Annotated in this window: 18 protein-coding genes; 7 read left to right on the top strand and 11 right to left on the bottom strand. The window is 44.5% G+C overall.

Features of this window, described 5'->3' with window-relative positions; all coding sequences use genetic code 11:
* Nucleotides 1-43: 43 nt before the first annotated feature.
* Nucleotides 44-3,178, bottom strand: a complete 3,135-nt coding sequence (locus V144x_RS00950) for a PVC-type heme-binding CxxCH protein (protein WP_144980029.1) — start codon at nt 3,176-3,178, stop codon at nt 44-46.
* A 450-nt stretch (nt 3,179-3,628) separates the two neighbouring features.
* Here V144x_RS00950 and V144x_RS00945 point away from each other — a divergent pair, with 450 nt between their 5' ends.
* From V144x_RS00945 to V144x_RS00925, 5 genes are all read left to right on the top strand, one after another.
* A complete protein-coding gene (locus V144x_RS00945; RefSeq protein WP_144980026.1) occupies nt 3,629-4,012 on the top strand; it encodes a LexA family protein in 384 nt (127 codons plus the stop codon).
* Nucleotides 4,013-4,094: 82 nt separating this feature from the next.
* The gene (locus V144x_RS00940) at nt 4,095-4,796 is read left to right on the top strand and encodes a glycosyltransferase (protein WP_144980023.1); all 702 of its coding nucleotides are present in this window, start codon (nt 4,095-4,097) and stop codon (nt 4,794-4,796) included.
* 63 nt (nt 4,797-4,859) lie between these two features.
* On the top strand, nt 4,860-6,017 hold the full coding sequence (locus V144x_RS00935; RefSeq protein ID WP_144980020.1) for a hypothetical protein: 1,158 nt from the start codon (nt 4,860-4,862) through the stop codon (nt 6,015-6,017).
* A gap of 136 nt (nt 6,018-6,153) precedes the next feature.
* Nucleotides 6,154-7,524 carry a Gfo/Idh/MocA family protein gene (locus V144x_RS00930; protein ID WP_144980018.1) on the top strand — a complete coding sequence of 457 codons (1,371 nt, stop codon included), beginning with the start codon at nt 6,154-6,156 and terminating at the stop codon, nt 7,522-7,524.
* Nucleotides 7,525-7,714: 190 nt separating this feature from the next.
* Nucleotides 7,715-8,011, top strand: a complete 297-nt coding sequence (locus tag V144x_RS00925; RefSeq protein ID WP_144980015.1) for a DUF7660 family protein — start codon at nt 7,715-7,717, stop codon at nt 8,009-8,011.
* Nucleotides 8,012-8,670: 659 nt separating this feature from the next.
* Here the strand turns inward: V144x_RS00925 and V144x_RS00920 are convergent.
* Complete coding sequence (locus V144x_RS00920; RefSeq protein ID WP_315852408.1) at nt 8,671-9,738, bottom strand: DUF1559 family PulG-like putative transporter; 1,068 nt, start codon at nt 9,736-9,738, stop codon at nt 8,671-8,673.
* Between the two features lie 445 nt (nt 9,739-10,183).
* Here V144x_RS00920 and V144x_RS00915 point away from each other — a divergent pair, with 445 nt between their 5' ends.
* Nucleotides 10,184-10,744, top strand: a complete 561-nt coding sequence (locus V144x_RS00915) for a hypothetical protein (RefSeq protein WP_144980009.1) — start codon at nt 10,184-10,186, stop codon at nt 10,742-10,744.
* A 57-nt stretch (nt 10,745-10,801) separates the two neighbouring features.
* Nucleotides 10,802-11,431 (top strand): hypothetical protein, encoded by a 630-nt coding sequence (locus V144x_RS00910; RefSeq protein WP_144980006.1) that lies wholly within the window; start codon nt 10,802-10,804, stop codon nt 11,429-11,431.
* Nucleotides 11,432-12,803: 1,372 nt separating this feature from the next.
* Here V144x_RS00910 and V144x_RS00905 read toward each other — a convergent pair.
* The 9 genes from V144x_RS00905 to V144x_RS00865 form a co-directional block, all read right to left on the bottom strand.
* Nucleotides 12,804-13,160, bottom strand: a complete 357-nt coding sequence (locus V144x_RS00905) for a hypothetical protein (protein WP_144980002.1) — start codon at nt 13,158-13,160, stop codon at nt 12,804-12,806.
* Nucleotides 13,138-14,742: a glycosyltransferase family 2 protein gene (locus V144x_RS00900; protein WP_197998708.1), complete on the bottom strand. Its 1,605-nt coding sequence runs from the start codon at nt 14,740-14,742 to the stop codon at nt 13,138-13,140. Before V144x_RS00900 ends, V144x_RS00905 begins: the two co-directional genes overlap by 23 nt.
* Before the next feature lie 149 nt (nt 14,743-14,891).
* The gene (locus tag V144x_RS00895) at nt 14,892-16,721 is read right to left on the bottom strand and encodes a hypothetical protein (RefSeq protein ID WP_144979996.1); all 1,830 of its coding nucleotides are present in this window, start codon (nt 16,719-16,721) and stop codon (nt 14,892-14,894) included.
* 2 nt (nt 16,722-16,723) lie between these two features.
* Complete coding sequence (locus V144x_RS00890; protein WP_144979993.1) at nt 16,724-18,856, bottom strand: hypothetical protein; 2,133 nt, start codon at nt 18,854-18,856, stop codon at nt 16,724-16,726.
* A 1-nt stretch (nt 18,857) separates the two neighbouring features.
* A complete protein-coding gene (locus V144x_RS00885; protein ID WP_144979990.1) occupies nt 18,858-21,764 on the bottom strand; it encodes a LamG domain-containing protein in 2,907 nt (968 codons plus the stop codon).
* A 20-nt stretch (nt 21,765-21,784) separates the two neighbouring features.
* Nucleotides 21,785-22,543, bottom strand: a complete 759-nt coding sequence (locus V144x_RS00880; RefSeq protein ID WP_144979987.1) for a hypothetical protein — start codon at nt 22,541-22,543, stop codon at nt 21,785-21,787.
* Nucleotides 22,543-24,591 carry a coiled-coil domain-containing protein gene (locus V144x_RS00875; protein WP_144979984.1) on the bottom strand — a complete coding sequence of 683 codons (2,049 nt, stop codon included), beginning with the start codon at nt 24,589-24,591 and terminating at the stop codon, nt 22,543-22,545. Before V144x_RS00875 ends, V144x_RS00880 begins: the two co-directional genes overlap by 1 nt.
* A gap of 498 nt (nt 24,592-25,089) precedes the next feature.
* The gene (locus V144x_RS00870; RefSeq protein ID WP_144979981.1) at nt 25,090-25,449 is read right to left on the bottom strand and encodes a hypothetical protein; all 360 of its coding nucleotides are present in this window, start codon (nt 25,447-25,449) and stop codon (nt 25,090-25,092) included.
* Between the two features lie 20 nt (nt 25,450-25,469).
* Entirely contained in the window at nt 25,470-25,844 is a 375-nt protein-coding gene (locus V144x_RS00865; protein ID WP_144979978.1) for a hypothetical protein, read from the bottom strand.
* Between the last annotated feature and the right edge of the window lie 65 nt (nt 25,845-25,909).

Raw genomic sequence — 25,909 nt, 5'->3', positions numbered from 1 at the left:
TTAACTCGGTGAGTGAAATACAGAATGATCCTCTCACTCTACTTTACTTACGGTGTTGAAGGTAAGCAAGCAAATCCCGGATTTCCTGAGGAGTCAATCGTTGCTCAAGACCCTTCGGCATGATGGACGTAGGTGATTCTTTCATCACCTCGATCTCATCTCGGGCGATGCGCACTTCTGATAAATCGGCTGTTCTCAGGTAAACCGTGTCTGTCGATTCACGGCTAATTACGCCAGTGTAGATTTTTCCCGCATCCGTTACTACCAGATAGGATCGATACCCACGGGCAAAACTGGCACTCGGTAATGCGATGGCTTCCAATAAATCGGTCCCCGTGCGAATCGCGCCAATGCGCGTCAAATCGGGTCCCACTTTACCTCCCAAATTCTCTACAGCATGACAGCCTGAACAGGCCGCTTTCTTACCAAAGAAAATCTTTTTTCCCTCTTCAAACCGACCTTCGGTTAATAATGGCTTGAGTGATTCCAAGTGTGCTTTCTGTTGTGCCAAGTCAACTCCCAACTTTTTCAACAACGGTGTCGCGGCTTTCTGGACGGATTCAGGATACTTTTTCAATAATCCCGCTAACTCATCAGCAGATAAATTTGTCGCTGCAGAGGAACGATTGAGACCTTTGATTAAAGCGTGCCCTACTTGTGAATCGTTACTTTTTGAATATGCTCTCAACAACACTGGTAAAGCGAGAGGCCCTGGTGCATCTAACTCTTTGGATAACTGGATCAGTTGATCTTCCGAGTGTGGTAATCCCGCGAGTGCCCGCGCTGCCGACAAGCGATTCAGTGGTGGATACTCTTCATTCATCCGCGACATCAAAAAATCAAATGTTTCTTGATCGACTTCTTTTAATTCCGAACCGATGGCCGATAAGGATTCAATCCGCAAGTTGGCGGGCTGCTTCTTATCCAGAGCCAGTAATTTTAATAATTCATTCAAATCAGGCAAATCATGAGTCTGGGCAATTCGAACGACTAGAATTTGTAATTCAGGGTTCGATTTTTTCAAAGTCTGTTCTAACGCGGTTCGCCAGACAACAGGAAATTCTTTCAAAGAAGAACGTTGAATCACTTCTAATAAAATATTCTTCGCTGACTGCGAAGTTTTGTCACTGGTCAATGCCTGCGCAATCAATGCTTGAACATTTGGGTCAGACGACTGGGCAATCAAAAAACCTCTCAGCACGGCGGCCCGTTCTTCACTCAGACTCTCTTCATTCAACCATGTTTTTAATAATGTGAGCGTTTCACCGGCCCAACCGTCGTGTTCACCGATAATCGTCAACGCTTCTTTCTGGAGTGCGGGATCATCCGTATCTAATAAAGGTGTCACTAATTCACGCGTCAGATTCCCTGAATCCATCTGATCTAAAGCAACCAAAGCAGCCCGGCGCACGGCAGGACTGGAATCGTTCAAACCCGCCAACATCAGATCACGCTGGTCGATGCGAATCATGGCGAAAATCAATGCGTGCTCCAATGTACGATCGGAAGCCCCTGTTTTCATTGCATGAAACAGTGCTTCTACTACAGTTTGTAATTCACGTTCTGAAATGGAGCCACTTCGACCAGTTTCACAGATGCGACCTAAAGCAGTCGCCGCAGTACGTTGCGCGGGGGGCTTCCCTTCTTTAACAATTCGCGATAATTGTGCAATGGAATTCGTGTCGCGTAGTGTCCCTAAGCACCGCGCGGCTGTCATTTGCACTGTCTCAGAAGAATTGAGTCCCCCCTGAATTGCTGTGCGCGCTTTTTTACTAGCGATGCGTGAAAGTGTCCAGACTGCGTTTCGTTTACTGGTATCGTTGTAAAATGAACCGGAGGGAGCAGCAACGACTTTGCCAAGCAAAGGCACCGCAAGATCACCTGCTTTGGCTAACTCATGAATCGCTTTTTGTTGAACAACAGGACGGGAATCATTCAAAAGCTGTATTAAACGATTTGGAGAGAGCCCTTTCCAGTCCAAGGCTAAACCATACGGATCTGATAACGTCGGCGTATCTGTTTTGCGAATCCGATAAATGGCACCATGAATCTCCGGCTTCGAAATTTGAGACTGTGGGCATCCAATCCGAAACCACCCGCCGGTATCAATCACAAGCAAACTACCATCGGCGTCTTCAATTACATCGGTGGGATGAAAATCGGGATTCTCTGAAACCAGGAAATCTTCTTCCTTGGTTTCAAATGTCGCACCGTTGCGCACTAATTGAGAACGAATCACTTTGTGTGTATTGAAAATGGTCGTAAAAATATTGCCTTGGTACCCGGAACCAAACTGTGAGGACCGATAACACAACATACCAGAGACAGCAACATGGCCAAAGCGTGTAATCGGCCCCAGTAAATCGCCAGTTCGTTTAAATTCCGCGACACAATCTTCGAAGTGTGGGTACACGCCCCCTTCCATCCAGTGAACCAGACAATCTACGCGCGGCCGCGTCATTAAGATATTCACCGAGCCAATCATTTCTCCTTCCGGTGTGAAATCAATTTCGACCGGGTTATCCATGCCGCCACCACAGAAAACTTCAATGTCCGAACCATCGGGCTTACATGAGAAAATCCGAGCCGCCAGACCCTTGCTAGTCACTTTTCCTGATTTGTCTTTAAATTCGTGACCATGTCGCCCATCAGACCAGTAAAGGCGCCCCTCTGGTCCACGAAAGCAACCATGAATGCTGGCCGCATTTCCGGAAAACCCAAAGTGATCAACGATAATTTTCCGTTCATCAGCCACACCATCATCATCGTGATCAGTTAAGCGCCAGATATTAGGAGGACTCGCAACATACAAAGAACCATCATGCCACAACGCCCCCATCGGAAGCGTCATCTTGTCTGCAAAAATAGTGCTTTTATCAAACCGACCATCTCCATCTTGATCTTCCAACATGCGGATAAAACTTTTGGGCTCCTTCATCAGTTGAGGAGCGCGTGTGTTTTCTCCTGAACTTTCGGCAATGAATAAGCGACCTCGATCATCAAATCCAGCCATCATGGGATATTTGGTCAGATCACTATCAGTCACGCGCTCGATGCTGAAGCCTTTGGGAACACGCGGCAAATTTTCTGCTTGGGCAAACCCAACATGAGAAATACATAAAAGTAGACAGATAATCGAGCAGCCTAAAGAGGATATGCGAGGCGATTGGTGATTCACGGCAAGTACCTTTACAGGAAGGAAGAAACAGTTCGTATGACCACAGCAAATAAGCCGTCGGAACCTGAGAATCTTACATTGTAAACAAAGTAAATAAAGTTCACAAACGGCAAATCACAGATTTCACGATTTCCTGACCTGAAGTTTGGCCTATGAAATTCAAAAGCTTCATTTCTTGATTCTACAAGAACAGTTCGATCAGCACACAATCATTGAGTTTTTCCATGTCGTGTTGAGATCTGATTGTCGCACACCAAAAAAAGAAAATTTTTACATCTTTTCCTGGAGCGAATCAGCGGAACCTGTCACCAAAAATCGTCAACTGTCGGTATACGGCGGCGTTCCTCTTTTCACTGTTTTAAGACCACTTCTGAAAAAAAGAGAGCACGTTTTCACCGTTATAATTCCCACGTAACGCACATCAGTCACAACTTTACGGAGACAAAAGAAATGAAAACAACAGAAACACCAACCAGACAAATTTTGACAGAAAAACAAGAGGCGATCTACTCGTTCATTAAGCAGGAAATTATCGAGCAACGCCTTTCTCCCACAGTACGGGAAATAGGCGAACAGTTCGGAATCCGATCTTCAAATGGCGTCATGTGTCATCTAAGAGCATTGGAACGTAAGGGCTGGATCAAGCGGGATCATTATCTTTCGAGAGGCATCACTTTGATTACGGAGCCCATTACTCAGCTTCTTACACTCACCCCCGGTGAAGCGGCTTGTTTAGGCGACATCTACGTCGGCTGTGTCAACGCACAAGACAGAAGCGTGACACTGGAAGTGATCGCTCCCGATACGATGGGAGAAATACGCAAAGATACATAAAAGGGAATTCACGAAGTCTCATGTGCTCTCAATTTGAAAATGTAATACAAATATTGACTCATCAAAATCGGAAACACCAGAAATGGATCACATACCTGAAAGCAATGGAAAGCAACATGTTTTACCATTTTCCAAGAAGTTGGAAGGTACTTCGGAACTGAAACGTCCTTCTGAGATGTCGCAGCTCGATTTTCCGAAAGTATTAAAAGGCAGCTATTGCAATTTATTAACAATTGAGGACGAGTATGAAGGACTCACTTCTGACGAAGCGATGACAGACATCGCCCATTGCAATGAGAGTGTGCGCGACAAGGAAAATGAAATCAGTAGTTTAAATAAAAAAATAAATCAGGAGAAATCAAAACTAGAAAAATTAAACGGCGACCTAGAAGAGGCAGAAGTCTGTCTTTCCATGGCTCAATCTTTTGAAGCGGCCATCACAGGTTGGCGGCAAACCATTGAATCGCTTGAATCGCTATATATCTCAACAATTAAATCTCAAGTTCCTTTCTCTATGGCGGAAGAAGCCTGGAAAGATCTGAAACTTGTAGAACAGCAAGCTCTAATGGAGTTGGAAAGTACAACCACAAAAGACGTAATTCATGCTTCTTTTGGATCAATGTCTGTCCAGAAACCAGAGTCACTGCTCCCCGATGAAGTTTCGATTGAAATTCTCGGCGATTATCTGCCAGTTACTATTTTGACCGAAGGAGCCCAGCTCTGTTTAAAGCACTGCATGCGGGGAAATGCAACTTACACCGTTCGCAGTCAATCACAGTGTTGATGTCCAGCGTTTATAAGTCAAATCTCTTACATATTACTTCAAATTCACAAGGGTTTTACGTCCATGCAAAATCAAACAGAACAATCGAAACTTAATTCCAATACACACCGAACCATCAGTGGCCAACTCGCCGAATGGGGCATCGAATTCAGTCAAGACCGTGTGGCGCAACTATCCATAAATCAACAGCGCCAACTGCAAGACTGGATTAATAAGGGTGTAGATGCGGACGGAACTTACCAAGCCGAGTTCGCCAGTCTGCCGGAGTTTATGGAAAATGAATTGCTTGAAATGAGTGGAGAAGTGTCCGCTGAACCTCAAGAATTCATTGTCGAACAAGCCATCAATGCCTATGAAGCTGAAATCCCTATTACTAATAATCCCTATCTATTTGACACCACTGCCTGGCACCTCTGGAGAAAAGCTTATAGTCATTGGCACCATGGCGAATCCCTCGATTTCACAAACGAAAGTATCTCGAATTCGCAGGAAGGTGACCACTGTCATTCAATTACAGACATTACTCAACAGTTAACTCGATTATTTCCACAATTAAACCAGACAGAACACTCTCTAAAAAAACTGCACCATAAAAAGAAAAAAATGAAACGTCAAAGAAAAGCGTTTATTCAACAACAATCACAACTAATTCATCAGTTATGCAAATCGATTCGTTCTAAGACAGACACATTCGCTGTTTATCCACAGGAAGAAAAACTTTCACAAAAGATGGAATCGGAATCAGAATCTACAATTGAAGCTTCTCCCTCTCACACGATCCAGGAAAATCAACGCACATCACAGGCTAGTGACTCAGATGGGCCAATTCAACTCGTCCGCATTCCTCTGACGCCACCAGAGACAAATCGAGTTGAAGTGTATCTACAACAAAACAGTGATGGTCACTGGCGCGCCGGACATCTCTGGTCGGTCATTACGAACTCACAGACAAAACAACTCTCACGTGGAAGCAGACAGCCAGACCAGCAACAGATGGCCTATCCCTCTGAGGCAGCGGCATTACTCAATGAAGTCATTTATCTCAGCCAGGGAATCATCGGCGTGGTTGAAATTGAAAGCCAGATTTTAGATTATCTAAATCTGCTTGAAGAGTATCCAGGACAGTTATCTGTCTGTAGCGAATGCCATTCTCATTATCTTCCCGACAATGATAGTCATGTGGAGCTTTGCGCTCAATGTTTTAGTGCATCTAACGATTAAAGCAACCTAGGATCAGCTAAGATTTTGCAGGAGTCATGCATTTTGTCTTGCCAAGCCCTTCCAATCTTGCCATAGTTGATAATGTAGAATCATGACTTGATGCAACTTAATTCTTCTTCAGGAGCGGAGGCGCACTGTGCAAGACAAAACCAATAAAACAGACAAGACTCATTCTTCTTTGAACCGCAGAAAATTTTTGGCTGCTTCCGCCTCTGCTGCCGCGATTGGCTTCGGTGCTCCTGCCTTTGTTCGTGGCAGGAACCTAAATGAAAAACTGAATATCGCCATAATCGGTTCCGGAGGCCGTGGCGGCAGTAATTTGAGATCTGTCTCTTCTGAAAATATTACCGTGCTCTGTGATGTTAACGAACAGAACCTGTTCCGCGCTGGGCAGAGCCATCCCAAGGCAGAAAAATTCAAGGACTTCCGTAAAGTCTACGACCATCCTGATAAATTTGATGCGGTTGTCGTTAGTACTTGCGAACATACTCATGCATTCGCCACGCTACCTGCTCTTCAATTCAAAAAACATGTCTATTGTGAAAAACCTTTGACACACAGTGTGTGGGAAGCCCGCGTGATTCGAGAAGCAGCCCGGAAAGCCAATGTCGCGACGCAGATGGGCACACAAATTCATGCGGGTGATAATTACCGCCGAGTGGTCGAACTCGTTCAATCAGGGGCCATTGGTCCCGTACAGGAAGCACATGTGTGGGTTTCCCGTGCCTGGGGCTGGCATCCTTCAGAAACAGAAGCGAAAGCTGCCAAAGACATCGTGTATTCCCCTAAACGTCCGAGTCATTCTGATCCTGTGCCCAAAGGAGTTGACTGGGATCTCTGGCTGGGCCCCGCACCAGAACGTCCCTTTAACAACATTTATTTCCCGGGACCAAAATGGTACCGTTGGTGGGATTTTGGAAATGGAACAATGTCTGACTTAGGCAGCCATTGGATCGATTTACCCTTCTGGGCTTTAAAACTCGATCACCCGCTTACCATCGAAGCGAAAGGGCCTCCAATTCAAAAAGAAATCGCACCAGCATCGATGCAGGCAGTTTATGAATACGGACAACGCGGCGATTTACCCCCTGTGACGGTCGGCTGGTATCAAGGTACGAATAAACCGAAGCTGTGGCTGGAAAAGAAAATTCCTCAGTGGGGCAACGGCGTGCTGTTTGTCGGTGAGAAAGGCATGTTACTTTCTGATTACCGAAAACATGTTTTACTGCCAGAAAACGAATTCGCTGACTTCACTCCTCCAGCACCTTCGATTCCCAAGTCATTGGGACATCATGCCGAGTGGATTCACGCCAGCAAAACAGGCGAACCTACTACGTGCAACTTCGAGTACGCAGGTCTGTTAACAGAAGCTAACCATCTTGGTAATGTAGCTTATCGCACAGGCAAAAAACTACACTGGGACACCCAAGCCATGCGCGCGACGAATGCTCCTGAATCCGATCAATATATCCGCCGCGAATACCGCAAAGGTTGGAAATTGATTTAGAGGATCCTACTTGGAACATAAAGTCAGGCTCTGGTCAAATAAAATTATGTTGTTTCTCAACAAGCATATAGACATAGTCAGTAGCCTGCATTTAATCACCACTTGACACGTGTGCTCATTTCGTATACTAAACCGCTTTGATGTTTCCAGTGATATATTTCTTTGAAAATAGATAAAGTGGTTACTGAATATGCATGGATCGCGACATTTAGAATACTTACAGGGAATGGTGTTTGACGAAGTTTCTTTTATTGAATTCCTGGAAGCGCTCTCTTTTGATAAACAAGTCGAAGACACGAATGAGTTATTTGAACCGGCGGATATACACCATTCAACAGGATGGGAACATGAAGATATCGCCAGTTATTTGAGTTCATCAGCAGCCTGGGCCCGATCATCCATAAGTGATTCATCTCTCACTCTAAAAGAATCAAACCCATGGAAAAGAGTTGCCGAAATTCTGCTTGCAGGGAAAGATGCTTGCTAAGACTTTTCGAACCCCTTTAACTCCATCAGCAAACAAAATGATGGAATGGTTAGATATTCCCAGGGTTACTACCTGTCAACAACTTAATGTCAGGAAACTCACTCGTCCTCTTTCTCCCTTCTTGGATTGAGTACTCGCATGAATCCACGCTTATAATGAGACAGTTAAATTCTCCGTGGATTTAGCGAGGCCCGTATAGCCGAAAGGCTATGAAGAATCAAAGCGTTCAATTGTGACCACCTACAGCGGGTCACACGTAATCGTCAACTGAAGAATTTGAGAACTGAGATATTACTACTCTACAGCAAATGCACGTAGAGCCAGCGACAACTTGGGTAAACTTTACAGTCTTTTCCAGCACTGGTTTTATGTGCAATGTTTTAAGAATTTTATGTCGATAAAGATTTTACGAAGCAGGCAATCAAGGCAGCTGAAACGGTGCCTTAAAGTTGCTTTGAAATCGAATCCCTGACACTAATTGCTTATTGGTGTCTTACACATAAACAGCCGGTGGTATACTTCTCCTCCCCGGCTGTTTTTTACGACCATAGTTTCGCGATTTTCAATGCTTTTGAGCATTGGGCGTGTTGAAAAAGTCTGTTTGATAAAACTGGTTCAACGTGTGATTGATCTTGATCTATGGAAAGCAAAGAGGTGGATCAATATTCCCTGGAATGTCCTTCGCCCTGGCTAGCACCATTCCAGGTCAGTGACATCGCATAAACTTCCTGGTTAATGTTCTCACTAACGAAAGTCACCCGGCCATCGACCCACAGCATGTTCACACCGCCGGTGTGCCTTGAATTGGGGGCTGGCATTAAACCGTGCGATCCGCCAGCGGAATGCGAAACAGCCGCGTTGATTCCATAGCGTTCAAGATTGGTTGAGATGATTTGTAGCGAGGTTGGAAATGCCGTGTCGTTACCGGCAGAAGATTCACCTTGCAGCTGGATGCCGTCGTCACCAATACCGAACGCGACATTGCACAAGCCGGGACTCCCGGAAACTGGGAGACTGCTGCCGGAATAGATCACATTGTGCGCAAAACTACCAGCGTAAATATTTTCTGTCATCGCAACCGTGTTTGAGGTACCATCACCAACGTTGACATGCGAGAGGTTCACATGCTTGTCAGACCAGAACATTCCAGTCACCCATCCGCCATCGGCCGTCTCCGTATTATGGCGATTTGTCGCGATGACACTAAACGGGACACTGGGATGAACAAAACTAGGTTTTTGAATGAATCCGACTCCGATTGGGGCCGAGTTGATCGAACTGCGTCCCGTGTAGCCAAAATTGACCACATATGTCAATTCGCCCGGCATACCTGATGCCGAGCCGTCATCGGGACACGTGTAAACAGGGATTGTGACGTTGCTCAAATCGAATGCCGGGTCTTGCTTCAAGGATTCATAAATGTTTTTCTGTTCGAGGTACGGCAGCAGCGTGATCGCCCACGAGCGATACTCACCTGGGTCACCGGCGTGAATTCCAATCAGTGGAAAGTCGCCGTCGTACGTCGACGCAAAATTGTGTAATGCCAACCCTAATTGCTTCAGATGATTTTTGCACTGAGCCCGTCTCGCGGCTCCGCGTGCCTGTTGAACCGCAGGTAAAATCAGTGCGACAAGGATTCCGATAATCGCGATGACGACGAGAAGTTCAATCAATGTGAATCCGCTTCGTCGCTCCAACTGTTTCCGACTTTTGTAACTATATATCATTGATACTCTTTCAAGTGCGATTCTTGATAATCTGTTTAACACGACTCGACATAAACTTGGGCTGGCTTGGAAAACGCGAATCGTCGTTTTCATCCTGGTGTCCGCCTTGAGTTACCGATGGGCGGCCGATGTCAGTGGCTCATTCAATGATCAGCTACTAATACTAAGATAACGAATGTCGCTGACAATACAAAAGATCAAATGGAAATGCAATCCGTTGTACAATTACGAGCATATCTGAAAATTTCGATTTCATAGCGTGAGTGCCTTGGAATCGATTGTTCGATCTTATTTTTCTAAGTGAAAATACCGACGTTTAGAGAAATATCGCACAAAACCGTCCTATTCTGGACGGCTTTTTTATTAGTATTAATTCCCCGTTAAGAGATTCGCTTTTACACTTGATGGTTGAACACGAGGATAGATTTGGTAGGCTGGTTAATTGATGATTATTTTCGCCTTTATCAATGACGATTATGGATCGGTCCCAGGCTCAACCCATATGGGAACTCCCGGTTGGAGGAATAAACGCACGGGTGCAACGGGATTTGAATTGCTTCTCGTCCTGACTGTGTTGTTGGCAGGTTTGGTGTTTACCATGGTTTGTGGAGAACGATTCGGCTTGTTGGGCTATCTCGCAGGGTTCCCTGCGGGTTGCGCTATAGCCTTTGCTGTCCTGTATGGGCTGATTGCTCTGTTTGCTCTGCTGGAGGGGGTCGTCAAAGATGGAATCCCGTACCTGCCGCCGTGCAGAAGCGGGAATTGCAGGAGCGGACTGCTTGCAGACTTTGGTGACATTGAGCCAGAACAACACGAAGGAGAGTTCGGTTACTTCAGATGCCGATGCGGCGAATTGTACGAACGCCGCAGAAGCAAAAAACGTGTCCTGTTTGTCTCAGCGAATGGCGACAAAGTTCCGTACATGAAGTGGCAGTGTTGTCGTGGATGGTGCAAGGAAAGACGAGATGGCAAAGACGACAACTCAGAAGCCCCACCTCCCCAATAAACAATGCCGCCCTGATTAGGGTGGCTTATCTAGTGGCAACGTTAGGAGCATCGCCTTATGGGTGCAACCCAGATGGGACTATTTATGAAGCGTTTTAAAGTATACATCATTTTGGGGTTTCTCACACTCTTCATTACTTTTGTTATTGTCACCGAAATTCGAGAAACCCGCCGGGAAGTACTCATTTCGGCTGCCAGGGGCAAGCTTAAATATATATCTGTAAACTTTTTTAACTACGAGCAAATAAAGGGAAATTCGGTCTTTGATTCTGCTCTTGAACATAATATGAGTTGGAGAGTTTTGTTATCTGAAACATTCCCAGACGACTTAATGAATGGGGTATACGATGATATCCTGAGTCAGCCAACTCCTTCTTATCTTCAAAATCTTCGTATGCCTATACTTTTGGGGGGCTTTTTTGAAAATGGTTCATCCTCATTAACAAGCTTCAGGGCAATCCAATTCAAAGAAGGCTACAAAGATGTTGATGGTAAAGTGAGTCACTGGATTGTTGCTTTTTTGCCGATGAAGCAGAGCCTTTGGACCTCGACGGAAACAGTTTCTCAAGAAGACTTTGACGAGATACTCTCTAGGCAAGATAAGTTGCAGACCAAAATCTATGTCGTCACTGAACCAGGAAACGTCATGCAAGCTGACCAGTTGATGATTCGCCGGCTTCAGAACTGATTAACTGTGGGGCTTTTACCACCCCGTTGGTTTTCACCTTCGGCCCACGCCAGCACACAGGTCTAGGATTCATGCCCCAGGACCGCTGGCGTTTTTTATTGCACTATTTTGAGCAGATTGAAAATTATGGTACGCTAGAGATGCATATAATCTCTATTGGATACAGGTACTTGAGATGCTCATAAGACAACTACAAACCACGGGAGTCCTTTTTGTTCTCGGATTTTTATGGGGTTTGCTATGCGGAATTTCGTCATACATGGGTCTTTTTTTGTTATTCATTGGGTTTTGCTTTGCATCCATAACAGTCTACTACCTCAACATAAAAAGTGTTAAGAGAAAGATTACGATAGTTTCTGCCATAGATATTGGAATCATAATTGGAATTCTGATCTATTCAACATACATCCGAAATTTTCGTGGTTATAATTCGTTTTGGGATTGGGAAATAATTGCATTCTTGACTGTAAATGCAATCTTGGTGTCGAGTTCTGCTTGGGTGATACCATTTCTTATTGAGTATAAGTGGCTGACTCCAAAAGAAAAATAAGATGTTTGGAGAGATTGTACGGCACCTTCACCCCAACTCAAAGTGCCTCAATAATGCTCTTTTCCCCAGCACTTTAGCTACTAGCTTAGCCTGATCTGTGGTGGGATCTTTTGCGGTGGCAAGGATCTTGTGAGCTGGTGAATCTGCCGGCAACTCGAGCTTATCTGCCAATTAACAGAGTTGCTGGTAGTACTCGTTTTTGCGATGGCCGTCTCTTTGCCATCCTTCGAATGCGAGTAGCACGTAGTTGTAAACGTCCCAATTTGGTTCTACGTTATTCATTAGGACTTACCAAACTAATTCCCAATTCACTGTAGTGATTGCATTTCCTCGATTAATTGCTTCCACCAGGAGTCTAGGCTCCCTTCATCATATGCAATCATAAGTTTTGATAATTGCCCTGATGCCTTCGATTTCAAGTTGACGTCTATGTTTGGCTCTAAAAACCACAGCCATCCAAGCAACTCTTGGGGGCTTGGTGGTCTATCATCCGGGCACCATTCGAAAGAGTCTTCATTGACACCGATCGTAGTCCCGAAGATTCCTTTGAGGCACGAAATACGGTCGTCCGATCTTTCAAGTTCGGAAACGTTCGACCGAAGTACTAGGCGAGGTACTGACGAACTATCACTCAAATCCATAACTGCACTCTCCTACAATTTTACCAAGATCCACCTGACTAGTTTCTGGCTCAATATCAATCATATTTGCTCCCCCAAAAACACAGGCTCCAAGTGATAGCCCGTCATAACTTGATAATAATGTGACGCAGGTTCTAAAAGCAAATACACTTAAGGATTTTCGTGCTGGTCATGATTGTAACTAACTCGCTGATATATTCTGAAGCTTTGCAATTAGCTTATCCCTCAATTTCCCCTTTCTGATGTGGAAGTCTTGAAAAAAGTGAGGATGCGATTCATAAACCAATTCCCCGTATTCGTCTATTTCTCCAGTAAAAATTGAGTGGTCATGTTCCATGTGGGAATTGAATATGTGATCTTCTAAACCAGACGGATCAAACTCCTGTTTTAACGTATCGAAGTCAATGCAGATATCCGATCGATCGCCGTTCTCGGCTAATTGCTCACAACATAATTCTGCTAGTAGTTCGTGCTCAGCACATCCACAAAGCCCTCTAAAATCACCATTTCGCTTTTTAAGAACTTCTGACGGTTTCATGCTTGGATTCTTCTATTAAAAACACCTGATCTTCTTCCCAATGCGCAACCCTACATGACCAATCACACAGACGTCGCCATTGGTCTCCCATCGACTTAAAGAAGTATGGATCGAGATCATCTTCTGTTTTCGGTAATGCTAGAACATGCTGCTTGATTACCTCTGACCTAGCCACTAAACAGCCAAATCCAGAACCTCGCATCTCTGTGACCTGTGGCTCATCCAGTTTAGGTGGAACCGCCTTGACGATAGATTTAATATTTCTGATCCCTTCTTCGAGCCAGACTACAGGTTTACCATCGAATCGCGATTGATAGGGGGCTGTGACAGCTCCAACGTCAACGTTGAAGTGCTTCATCAGCCTTTCAAGCACGTCATCAGGAGGGAGTACATCGTCTTCCAGAATCCAGCAGTACGGCGTTTCCAGCATCAACCGGAGCTGATTATAGATCTTGCAGATTGATTGCTTGACTTTCAGTTGTACCTCACGATCACGACGATTCTTTTCTGCGAGCCCCTTCAATCCGACGTTCAATTTAAAGTGTCTCACGTCCGAATAGTTACAATCACCAATCCAGTATTTAACCATCGTCGAAAATCGATCATCCTGACTGGTGTCACAGAGGATCAGCTTGATTTGATTGTGAGGCCAGTTCTGGCGATCGAGGAACATTTTCAAACGCTCCCAAGCCCAGACTCTCCCAGCAAGCGGAATAAACAGAGTCACCGTCTGGTACTCCAGACCATGTGAATGGTAATATACCTCTTTAGGATCAATTGGGACTCTGTTTTGACTCATCTGTGTTGGGTGTCTGCGATAATTCAGGACCGCCTTTGACTTTTTAAAGTCCCACCCATCCAGAGAGATTCGCTGAAACATCCAGTAATCTTCCGGCATGAAGGATTCATCAAACGTTCTGTCCCAGGCGTCACACAAATTGAGTGCTTCTCGTCGCACGAAAGAGCAGGTACTCACAAAATTCTCTCCCTGAAACAGCCTGTTTTGTGAATACTCAGGAAAGTTTGTGCTTCGCGTCGATTCGCCAAAGTGCTGGTGATCGGCATAAACTACACCTATATCTTGATCAGTAAACTCTTTCATTCCCAACTCGATATAATTAGAAGGTAGAATGTCATCAGCATCGACAAACAACACGACTCCGGATTCAGTCTGCTTATATCCATCGCGCCGAGAGAACAGAGCACTCCGATTTTCGACTCGCAAATACTTCACACCTTTGCTGGCAAACTCTTCCGTCACTTCCTTTGTGTTGTCTGTGCTGGAATCGTCGACGACGATAATCTCTGAGGCTTGATGAGACTGGCTCAGCACACTCTCTAAACAAACTCCGAGGAATCTACCGTAGTTATGGCTCGTGATGACGACTGCCACTCTGAGAACCGTTCTAGCGGATGTAGAAGGATGTCTGTTCTGTTGTGATTTTGCTACCGGCTGTTTTTCATGTTGAGGTTTGGGGAACTCGATAAAACTTTCCGGTTTTGTTTCGTTCCACTCTTCACACCAATAATCTTTTTTCTTCGCTAAATTAGCACAAATACCTGCATGCTTTCGGCAATGCATGTTTGATCTAAACTGGCAAGAATTACAAATTGAAATTCGTTGTTGAAACTGAGTTAGGTCGACTTCAGAAGGATCGAATTTCTTAAACTGTTTAATACAGTGCGACAAGTCATTTTTTTGTTTTTGCATTTATATATGATCTAGTAAAATTAATAAGTAACAATTCTTGTAGGTTCTTCTTCGGTCACATGCATCCAGAATTCGCGCTGCTCTAATTCAACTACGACATAGCCACCTCCCTCATTCCAATTGGCAATTCCAAATGAACCCGCCGCCGTATGCTGAAAGATATTATTCGCAAACCAGTTCACGATCCCATGATCGTTTTTGTGCTCCGATTGATGAGCTACGGTTCCATAGTGCAGGTGCCCCCACACACCATAATAGGCCCAGGTTTTGCCATCCTTATCTAGTCCGTTGACATCAAAACCACCGGGATCAAATCCATCTTTATTGAAGCCATTTACGTTGTAGCCATGTATGTTGAAAGGCCCTGTTGGTGAGGGATTGCCATCGGCGTCATAGTCATACGGACCTACCAAAAGACCAGCAAGCACACCACTCGGACCATAGAAACCATCTCCACCAAAAAAGCCATATCCCACTCCGCCGTAATAATTCCCGCCGAAATACCCGAGAGGACCGCCCCCCCAGCCACCAAAGAACCCGTAATCACCACCGGGATAATAACCGTAGCCATAATTCCAGTCGGAACCATCAAAGTCCGGAATAAATCCAGTAGAGCCGAACCACCTTTGGTATGGACTCAACGGCCTTGAAGCAGGTGTAATCTGAACTCTGTATCCCCCCGATAGTGGCTTATAATCGTATTCAAAGACTTCGTATTGAACGATTGGTGGTACTTCCGGTGTACTAAGAATGTTACCAGGAGGATTGGGATCAACCCGAATAATTCTTTGCCAGTAAAGTGGGCCAACACGAGTTCCTGCAAGATCTCCTACAAATTCAATAATAAATCGACCTGTTCTTGGTCCGGGTGTATAAACTTCGACATTCCCTTTTCCAACCCAGAACAAATTTTCAAAAGCAGCCTTGATGTCTTGTCCATCTGTAGAGATGAGAAACGGACCAATCGATAGTCCAAAATTGTCTATGATTTCGAATTCGTATTCATGGCCAAATACCCCTGAGAAATCAATCAGAAACTTATGATTCCACGCATCAGATCTGGGGTCAACAAACTCCAGTAAATCCACAGCAACGGAACCCGTTTGAAACACCTGATTTGTGATATCTTCTTTCGTCAAGAATACAACACTGGGAGGAGCTGATGGAGAGGGAGGAGCAACGTAAGCTAGCAAATTCTTGGTGGAATCCTCATCGTCTTTCTTACCTTTGGTTTTTTCACCCGTATTATATTTATAAATCCCTAAGACATCCCATCCCGTTTCGGAAAACTGAGCTCTGTTACTACCTTCTTTTGGTAGCTTCAGATGTCCTGCAGGATCTCCCAATAATTGTTGTTTTACACCACGGCCAAATAATTGTTCTTGTCTTTTAAAAGCTTCATATTCCACATCAGTGAACTTACCGCCCAATTGTCTCTCGGGAGCTTTATATCTTCCGAAGATTTTGGCCGTGTCGTCTTCATCACCGGCATAGCGACAGAGAGCAGGAGGGAACTTCATACGCCCTATGTAATCTTTCAATAAATCACCCGGGCCAGTGAATGCAAAATTTGTATCAGAGCCTACGAAATAATCTACTGTTTGATCTCCATTTTTCTCTGTCGTAGTACTTTCTATTGCACCTTTTTTAAGTGGCAACCTCACTTCATGCACAAAATGATCATCGTTGAGCTTTCTAATACCGACGATTTCCACTAATGAAAAACCGGGGATCACCAGATCTTCATCCTTTCGTCGGTCGTCCTTTTCTTGGGTTTGATCGTCACCCACATTCAAACAATCAAACCATTCGCCAGGGCTATCCAAAGCATCATTAAACATGTTTGACATGGCTACCCCTTTGGTTTCACTTTTTTCGTTTTGTCCACAGTTTGATTATATATTTTGATCATCTCTTTGAGGTGCTGATTTCTTTGCCGCTCATTGAAATCAGGAACGGTTATGTTGACTTCACGATTGAGGGACAGCGTTGTTTTCATCCCTCCCTGTGTGTCTAACCTGATAGCCACCTGCTGGAGAGCACCGTCCAAGTTTACCTTTATTAGACCGGCATAGGTTCCTGACCCACCATCCTCAAGTTCCAGATTGATTAGTTCCACGTCCGCCTGAGCTAATGCAAGTTTCTCGAGTTCTTCGGTTTTAAAATTCGTGAGAACGTCTGTCTGCACGATCTCTATTTTGTCTGTTTTTGTATTTTTCTGAAATTTATATTTTGCCTGATATGCAAGGGTGATTTGCTCATCAACGACCACCTTAGTGCCGACGTTGAGATCAATCTTTCTGGGATTATCCTCAAGTCCAGACGGAATAGAAATTGGCTTGTTTCGAAATTTCTTTGGAATCTCATGTTCATAAACGAAACGGGAAATTTCCCCTTCAACAGACTTGAGAGGAACAGCGATCAGAATTCTGAGATCGGCTGGAAATGGCAAGCAAGTTTCAGGCTCCCTATTTTTTTTCCCTACTTTGAGCTTTGCTTGCCCCATTCGCATCATGGGTTGTTGAAATTTAATGATCCCAAACTCAGGTATGATCTCATACAAATCACGCTGAATGAACTCAGTGATCAACGTGTTATACTCTTTTCGCCCAGAGTAAAATGAACCCGTCATAATGGTCGGTTTACGAGCAAGCATTCCAGTAAAAGGATCAATCCCCAATTCTGCTCTCGTTTCAAAACAGGGAAGTACCTGCTCGAATTCTTTGAGTTCATAGTCTTCTAGTTTCCCTGTTTTAGGGTTTTTCTGTTTGGGGCCAGGCAGAATCGGTTTTTGTTTCTCATATAATTTACGACCTGCTGCTTCATACTTTTCAAGTAGTTTGTCAAACGCCTTATCTTCTCCGCGCCGCTTTCCATTTGTAAGTCCAACACCAACTCGGAACCCGAGTCTATCGTACACCAATCGTTGCTTTTTATCTTCTTTAGTACCAACTGGATATTTAAGTCGATAGCAGCGGAATACGGTTTCTCTCGCTAGTTTGAGCTGTTCCTTTCTTCGCTCTTTGACTTCTGGCTTTATCGTTTTGTTATTGATGATCTCATCAAGCGTAGTCTCAAGTCCTCCAAAATTTGGAGGCCGCGTAAGATGCCATCCAACATTTTTGAATTGATCAATAGGTATATAACTAAGATGGTTGATCGGCTTCCATTCACCATCGATGTCAAGACCAACCGCTTCAAGTTCCCAAGCCGCTTCATGCATTGTAATATTACCGATAACCGAAATAGATGAAGGTGTCTCTGGCAGATTCAATTCAAAACTACCGGTCATCAGATCGTCGGTGATAGGAAGTAAGGCACCTTCGCCAAATTTGCATATTCGCACCACCTCATCCCAACCTAAACAAATGCGATATCCCAGAGGTGTCAACAAGTCATGAAGGGCTTGGGCAGGAGGTATTCGATCCCAATGGACTTCTGGCCGCACTTTCTTGCGGTAGGGGAGTTTTTTATTCTTCTCTAACTCGTCGAGTGCTTTGGTTTCATATTTTACTTCCCCCATTGCTTCCAGACACATGTCTGCCAATTCGCGAACAGTTTTCTCTTTTCTCTTTTCGATGATCCCATTTTTCTTAATGTTCCAGTGCCCTGAATAACTACCAAATTTCCATCGCCAACGACGATCAAAAACAGGAATCTTCCATACTTCAGAATTCTCAGACCGACTTACAGCGGCGAGGTCAACACGACATCCTTGCAATACAATTTGTCTGCGTTTTTTTGTTACAGTGATTCCATCCTTTTCCAGTTTTTCAGTATCAAACTGAAAGATCAGATAGCCCTCCGGTTCGATTTTTACATAATCTTTATCTTTCGGATTGAGTGACTGCGGAACCATATCGATGGTACAGACATCGGGAGCTATGCCATGCGATCGGATATACTCGGCACTCTGAATTTTTAAAATTCCGGGATAGAATACCGAGCCAATTCCAAGATCAAAATCGTTGTCTTTTTCGTCCATTTTATGTAGTCGCTCCAAAGGTGAGTTTGAAGTTCTTACCCATATTGAGTGTGCTCAAATCTCCCGTGTTTTCCATATCGATTACGGGATTCGCAATACTTCCAGATTCGTCAAAGATTTCAGACTCATCGCTGAGCTTATTAATAACGATGACATTTTTTGGCCTGCGGTCCTGATCAAATATCAGGACGGATGCACCGGAGAGATTAATCTCAGATGCAGTTCCAACGGAGTTATAATTCAATGATCCATCCAGAATATTCAAGAGGGTATGAGTTCCTGCGTGAATCGTGGTAGTTCCCGCTGTTTGCTCTAATGATGCTGTGTTTGAATTAATATCTAAGACACCGCCACTTTTGATGATGTCATTAATCGTCACTCCATCACCTAAATAGACAGTCGTGTCATCTGCTGCGTCATCGAAGAACGCCTGCCTTAATGTAGCAATCGTCGATTCTTCGGTAGGATAAAAAGCAACTCCCAGACTACCGCGGTTGATGTTGATCACGTTACTGACATGTGCGCCCAATAAAAGGATGGCAGGCGTGTTGGCATCTTCGCCATCACCGGAGTCGGTAATCAGGACCGTACTTTGTACCGATCCCAGATCAATTTTAATCCGGTCTGAACCATCACCCTCTTTGTCCCCAATAAACAGATTAGTAGCTCCGATCTTGAGATACAGATCACGGTATTCAAAGTAGGACAATCCATCACTGTTGGTACGAGGCAGTCCAATAAATCCGGAGAAGGTTTGCTCAATGTGTAAAGCGGCCAATGTGACGGCACTTTGATCTAAACCGTAAAGAATGCTGATCTCAGAATCTGAAATGTAAACCGTATCACTCGTAACTGGAACCGTATTAGTATTCCAATTCGCCGGTATGTTCCAATGATTCGGTCCCTCACTGGCAGTTATTGTTGACTTGGTTAAAGGCGACACTGTGGTCTCTACTTTTCCTGTCGGTGCTGTCACTCCAGGAGTTGTTTCAGACACAAACATCGTTAATGCTGATGTGTCTATTTCCAATAGTTCGACATTGGTCAAAGCTAAGTCATTGATGAATTCCACGACTAAAGGAGTACCAGGCCACGGACCTCCAGTAACGTTCGTGTTACCTGACCCGATGGTTGAAACCGTGTCCAGCAGGGCCTCTGCTGCTGCTGCTGTGGAGTTATGGGGAACATTTACTCCTTCACCTTGATATCGAACTGTGACACTTCCCGCAGTGGGTGAACCTGTGAGAGTGAGTGTTTGAATTTCGTTGTTTCCATCAGTGGGGAAGGGGTAGAAGTCTCCATTTCCACTGTTGTAAATCGTCTGTGAATTGGCAAGCGTCAAAGCCTCTCTGAAAATCGTTATTTCATCTAGAAATCCAGAAAGTGTTTGCACGTTTTGGCTTAATACTGATAGATAGCGGTTATTACTTGATGTGGCTGTCCCCACGGTTAATCCGCCTGCATTTTCTAGTGCACCACCATTGATTCCGATACTTAGAGTCGTGTTAGCAGGGTCCCAGATCGCTACGACTAAATTCCAAGCATTCGTAGTTAATGTTCCAATAGTTGTTAATGTATGGAATCCTACTTGCTTCTTTACATCAAATTTAACAACAGACCCTGGCTCCATAGTTAGGGCATAATCATAATCGGAATTAAGAGTAGAAGGGTATGTAGATGCGTCACTACTTTCATTCTTGTTCGAATGACGAATTGCTAGCACACTGCGTTCCCCTGATGAGGATGGTTTAACCCATAGTGCAATTGAAAATGGCTCGTTCTCATCAAAAGATGCGACCGCAGAATCATCCATGGAAAAACCAAATTGGCCTGCTGATACGCATTTACCATCGATTCCACCAGCGACTAATTGATTATTTATTACAAAAAAAGAACCACCGGTTAAAACTTTACTATTAATTGTATCAGTTACATCGTATGAAGTTCCGTTTTGAGTGCCACTTTCGAACTTCCACGAGTTGACTGCTTTATCTGCAATATCACTTCCCCCTGTTTGCGTTTCAACAGCAGAGCCGGTCACTCCCGTCAGACCACTCGCATCAGCCTCTAGAAGAGCAACATCCATTGAGGCAAGTTCATCCTGAAATGTGACCGTAATAGGAGTGTCTGGCAATGATCCTCCTGCACAAGCGACTGAACCTGTGGGGATAGTACTCAATGCTTCCAGAGCAGCTTGGACAGTCGCAGCCGATGCGTTGTAGGCAATTCCTGTAGTAGCCTGACCACCAAAACTGAGAGTGAATGTACCACCTGTCGGATTGCTGGGACTCGAAATTGTTTGAACTTCATTTACGCCACCTGTCAGATTCTCGACGTTGATGGTCATCAGAGCGACATTAGTGCCTGCTAAGGTTCCCGTAAATTCGACAGTCCACGGACCTCCTGCTGATCCTGTCACGGTGACATCACCTACACCAATATTACTGAGAGCTTCCAAAACCGTATCAACTGTGGTAGCGTCCGCATTATAAGCAATGTTACCGGTTGTCTGACCATCATAAGTCAGTGTAAACGTGCCCCCGGTTGCAGTAGTACCACCCAAAGTAATAACTTGGATTTCGTTGTTACCAGATCCAATTGAAACTGTAACGGCAAACGGTTTACCAGCGGTGTCCGCAGTTAATTTCATCGTGCCATCTTCAATATCGTTTGAATCAAGTCCAACTGATGCAGTAATCTCTGCATATTCCGGAATCGTGGATGCATTCCAGGCTGCGACAACCTCAGTAATGATCTCCGATTGATTCGCACCAGTCAGTGTAACTGAGAGGGTTTTTACACCGATTACAAAGTTGACGATCTGTCCCGCTGCTGCGTCCGAAGGAAACGTGACAGAATCGATTTGTGCTACGGCAGGAGCCCCGCCAATCCATATATGTGACGCCATGATAAATTTCTCCTAAGTGACTACTGCTGTTTGGGTACGGGAAACACATCGTTCCTCTCGAATGTGTATGACCAATGAATTGGGTATTCAATTTGATAACCTCCACGCTTTCGCGGCTGAGGTTTTCTAACAATACGACGTTCTAAATGCTCATCGAGTGGCCACAGTGGATCAGGTAATAATGGTCTTTTACCTAGTCCAACCGCCATGCCGGTCTGAGTTGCTTCGACGAGACTTTTCTCTGAAAGTTGCTGTCGTTGATAAGCCCCTTTGAGTGTGGGCAAAAATCCGAACCGAGGGCCTCCAGTTCCTGTGAAATCAATAGATTCCTCGTATTTAAGAATGATGATTTCTGAATTATCATCTTCGGGATTTGCACCATCTGCCAGACGATAGGTCATGTTTGACAAAGCATAATCGGCTTCGACAACGAGCGAATAAGTTCGAAATGTAGTTAATTCCCCATTGCCACTGACTGAGAATTGAGGGAGAGCTGTAACACGTGTTCCACTGAGTGATAAATCATCAATCAGTGAGTGCATCGGGTCTTGCCCCTTTAAGAATATGAGGTCTTTTCCCTGAACCGCATAAGCAGCCTCGAGACCTTTCATTGCTTTTATGAGATCTGTGTTCGTGTCACCATGAAGAATTCCAGTGACTTGCCACCGCTCTGTAAAGCCATACACGAAACCATCATCAGCAATCAGCCCCTGTCTGCTGATTGAGACATTGCATTCGTTTTCATCATGTGAATAATCACCGTAGAACAGCTTAGTCACTATTTGTACAAATCCTTTTTAAAACGGTTTTCCTGAATTTCTTTTTTCATGTCTTCAAGGCCTTCAGTCATTGCTCTTAGATTCGTCCCCAATGCCTTGACGACTTCCATCGACTGCTGAGTAATGTTGTCGTTTCCATCAGCGGTGACTTGTTGGACTGCATTAATAAACAGCTTTTGGTCTTGCTGAAATCCTTTGACATCTTCCGAGCGGACATTCGTCAAATCAATACTCTCTTTCACACGTGCATTCACGATTTGTTGTCGTCGTTCTGCGGTTGCCAAAAGTGCTGCCCGGATCTGATCCTCTGGGCTCGATAGTCGTGCCAATTTTCGCTGTTCTTTTTCTTGAGCCACTCCGAATTTATCGACTGCTGATTGTCGTTGAGTCAACAATCCAAGTTCTTTGATCCTTGAGATCCCACCAGCCTGAATTCCCCGTTGCACAAAAAACTGAGAAGCGATATCTCCTGCTAAACCAGCGTCCTCAAGATCCTTGATATCCTGTTTAGTTAATCGCTGACCCGCTGCTCGTTTACCTGCGACCGCTTCAACTCGATGACGTTGAACTCTACTTAGACGGCCGAATCTTTCAAGCAGTCGTTGCTCTTCGGATTTTAGGGCATCCTTTGCTACCTGAAGCTTTTCCTGCTCAGATTTAAGCTGCTCGGCAATCTGTTTTTTCTGATCGGTGATGACTTTCAATCGGTTCTTTTCAAGGTCGAGCAATCTGCCTTGTGCTTCCTCAAGACTCTTCATCACCCGCTCACGATTTTTCACACTCATAAAATGACCTGCTGCGATGCGTTCTTCCTGAACCCTACGATCCTCAAGTATCGCCAACTCAGCAACACGAATCTCTTTTAAGGCTTTCTGCCTATCTCGTTCCAATTCAGACTGATTTCCTCCACCTTCGACGATTCGCTTTACATCATCCACATCAGTTTGAGCATTACGCAGGTCTGTCTCAAACTGAGATTTTTGGGCTTCCTCCTCTTCGAAACGTGTTCGTGCATCTAGAAGCCGCTGACGTGCCTTTTCAGCTTTAGCAAGCTTCTCTTCTGATTTTGCCAAATTCTCCTGAGCCTCCCACATCCCCCAAAGCGCTCCTGTCGCACTTTCTGTTGAGTCTGTAACGAGACCAAAGCTTCGTAAAAGAAAAGTAAACCCTTCATGTAACGCTAAACCCGCTGCAACGAGTAAAGTCATTACAGCAGTGATTTTCGCCAAAACAACTGTACCGGCAACAACTGACCCTCCACCAGCAGCAGTTCCACCCGTTGCCGCCGCACCGCCACCAGCAGCGAGAGTAGTCGTACCTACGGAACTTGCTCCCGCGACTCTGGCGACCGTTGAAGTCGTCGCCACTTTTGCCTGTGACGCCGCCATTAGCTCATTTGCCATGGTTTGGGCTTTACTCGCTGTACTGAGGGCGATTAGCGCTTCACGACCTTTCCAGATCACATCACTAAAACCTTTAAAAACGCTAATACCGTCCTTAATCAAGCTGAATTTTTTTGCGAACTTTTCAGCGTTTTCTTCTGAGACCAGACCGAGCTTGGCTGCACCTTCGACCATGTCCGCCAGTCCTTGAACCGCTCCAATCGCTGATTCTCCTGCCTTCTGATAACTTTCAATCCGCGTCTGTTCTGCTTCCTGAATTCTTTCAGCAAGTTCCTGTGCTTCTTTTATCTGTTTATCATGATCTGACAGTCGTTGTTTTTCTCGTTTTTCGGATTCAATTTCAGCCTTTTTCGTTAAGTTCTCATCAATCCTAGCCAGATGTGAAACTGCTTCCTCCATTAGCTTGATTCGCTCACTTTGTTCCAGTTGATCGATTTCATTTCTGTTACCAGCTTGGATCTTTTGAATCTCAGAGATCTGTTTTTGAGACTGGCCCGCAATTGTTAATAGTTTCTCATAAGCACCTTCTCCAGCTTTAGAAACCGATAGTGCTTGACTTGAGACCAGGCTTGCAGTGGCCTGATTTTTTGGATCTGGTACCAGTTTGAGTGCAATGATTACACTGCGTTCTGCTTCGGTTGCCATTATGAAATATTCCTAAAGTGTGATCTTCCTAATTTGTTTGCTTCGAGTTTTATGCTCCGGGTAGTGCGATTACTTTGACAACCACCTCATCAAGCGGAGCTTTTCTTGTTTTCAGATTCGTCCTTGTCGAGACTCTTAAAAAACCAGGCAACGCAAAGAATTCGAAGATGCTAATAAATATGCAAAGATGACTCCCGAACAATATTTACTTCATCAAGTGTCTGAAAAATAGGCTAAGAAAAAATAACACCAGAACCATCTATTCAATGATGTTAGATGGCGCTATCAGATATCTCGTATTTTATTTTGGTCTTTCTAACATGATCAGTCCTATCGCTTTTATCTACAGGAAAGCGGTTAAATGAGCCGAAGGCATCAATATGATTAAACAAAAAATTAAACTGGCCAAGTATGTGACCCTGACTGATAACATCGCACTGCTTCTTGTTATTCTCTTGATAACTACCGAGTACATTCTGACCGGGCTCCTAATCGGATCTATCTTATGACTCCTACTCCCGCTAATGCTGAAAATAGCATCGCCTGTTTTCGATCTGCTGCGAGATCATGAATCTCCTGAATGATTGCTGCGTTCTGCCTCACAATCGAATCATCTGGGAACTGATTCACTGCTTTACACTCTTTCCAATGTTGGTAAGCCAACAAGTTTTTACAATTGAGTACCTTAGGATTCTCGGGAGTTCCTTTCGGGCAGCCTCCTCTCTGGCAGGGAGCTGGCACCGTTTGTAATCGTTCAAAATACTCTCCATGACGTTCCCTCGGTTTCCCCGTTTTTTCATCGTAGATGTATTTTAGGCAGTGATTACAATCGCGAAACGCAACCGCGGGGTGGAACAAAATCAGTTCCACCCCATCCGCTAGTTTTTTGCATCTTCCTCTCTTTGTTTGAGTACTTTCTTTAATTCCTCATCACTCTTATCGGTGGATGTGATGATGTTAAAAATCCTATCTACAACAGGCTGTTTCAATCGTTCGAGTATCTTAGTTTCTATAGGAAGCAATTTCTTATTGAAGGTCAGATCCCATTCGACTAGTTGCTCTTTAATCAAATTGTTAATCCGTTCCGATTTAACTTCAGATTTAATTTCATGCCAACGATCGAGAGTTTCTCTCTGTTTCGAAGCCAGTACTGGACGAAATTTGAATCGTACCTCCTCATGAATACCTGGCACTTCTTTTATAAAACCTTCTTCAGTATACCCGTCTTCAATGTATGCTCGTGTTGCCATCATAATTCCTTTTTAAAAACAGTAATTGATAAAACTGACATGTGTAAATTCCGCACTATTCGTCAATA

Source organism: Gimesia aquarii (assembly GCF_007748195.1).
GTDB classification, from domain to species: Bacteria; Planctomycetota; Planctomycetia; order Planctomycetales; family Planctomycetaceae; genus Gimesia; species Gimesia aquarii.
The sequence above is the reverse complement of the archived record's forward strand: the minus strand, read 5'-3'. Positions and strand labels throughout refer to the sequence as shown.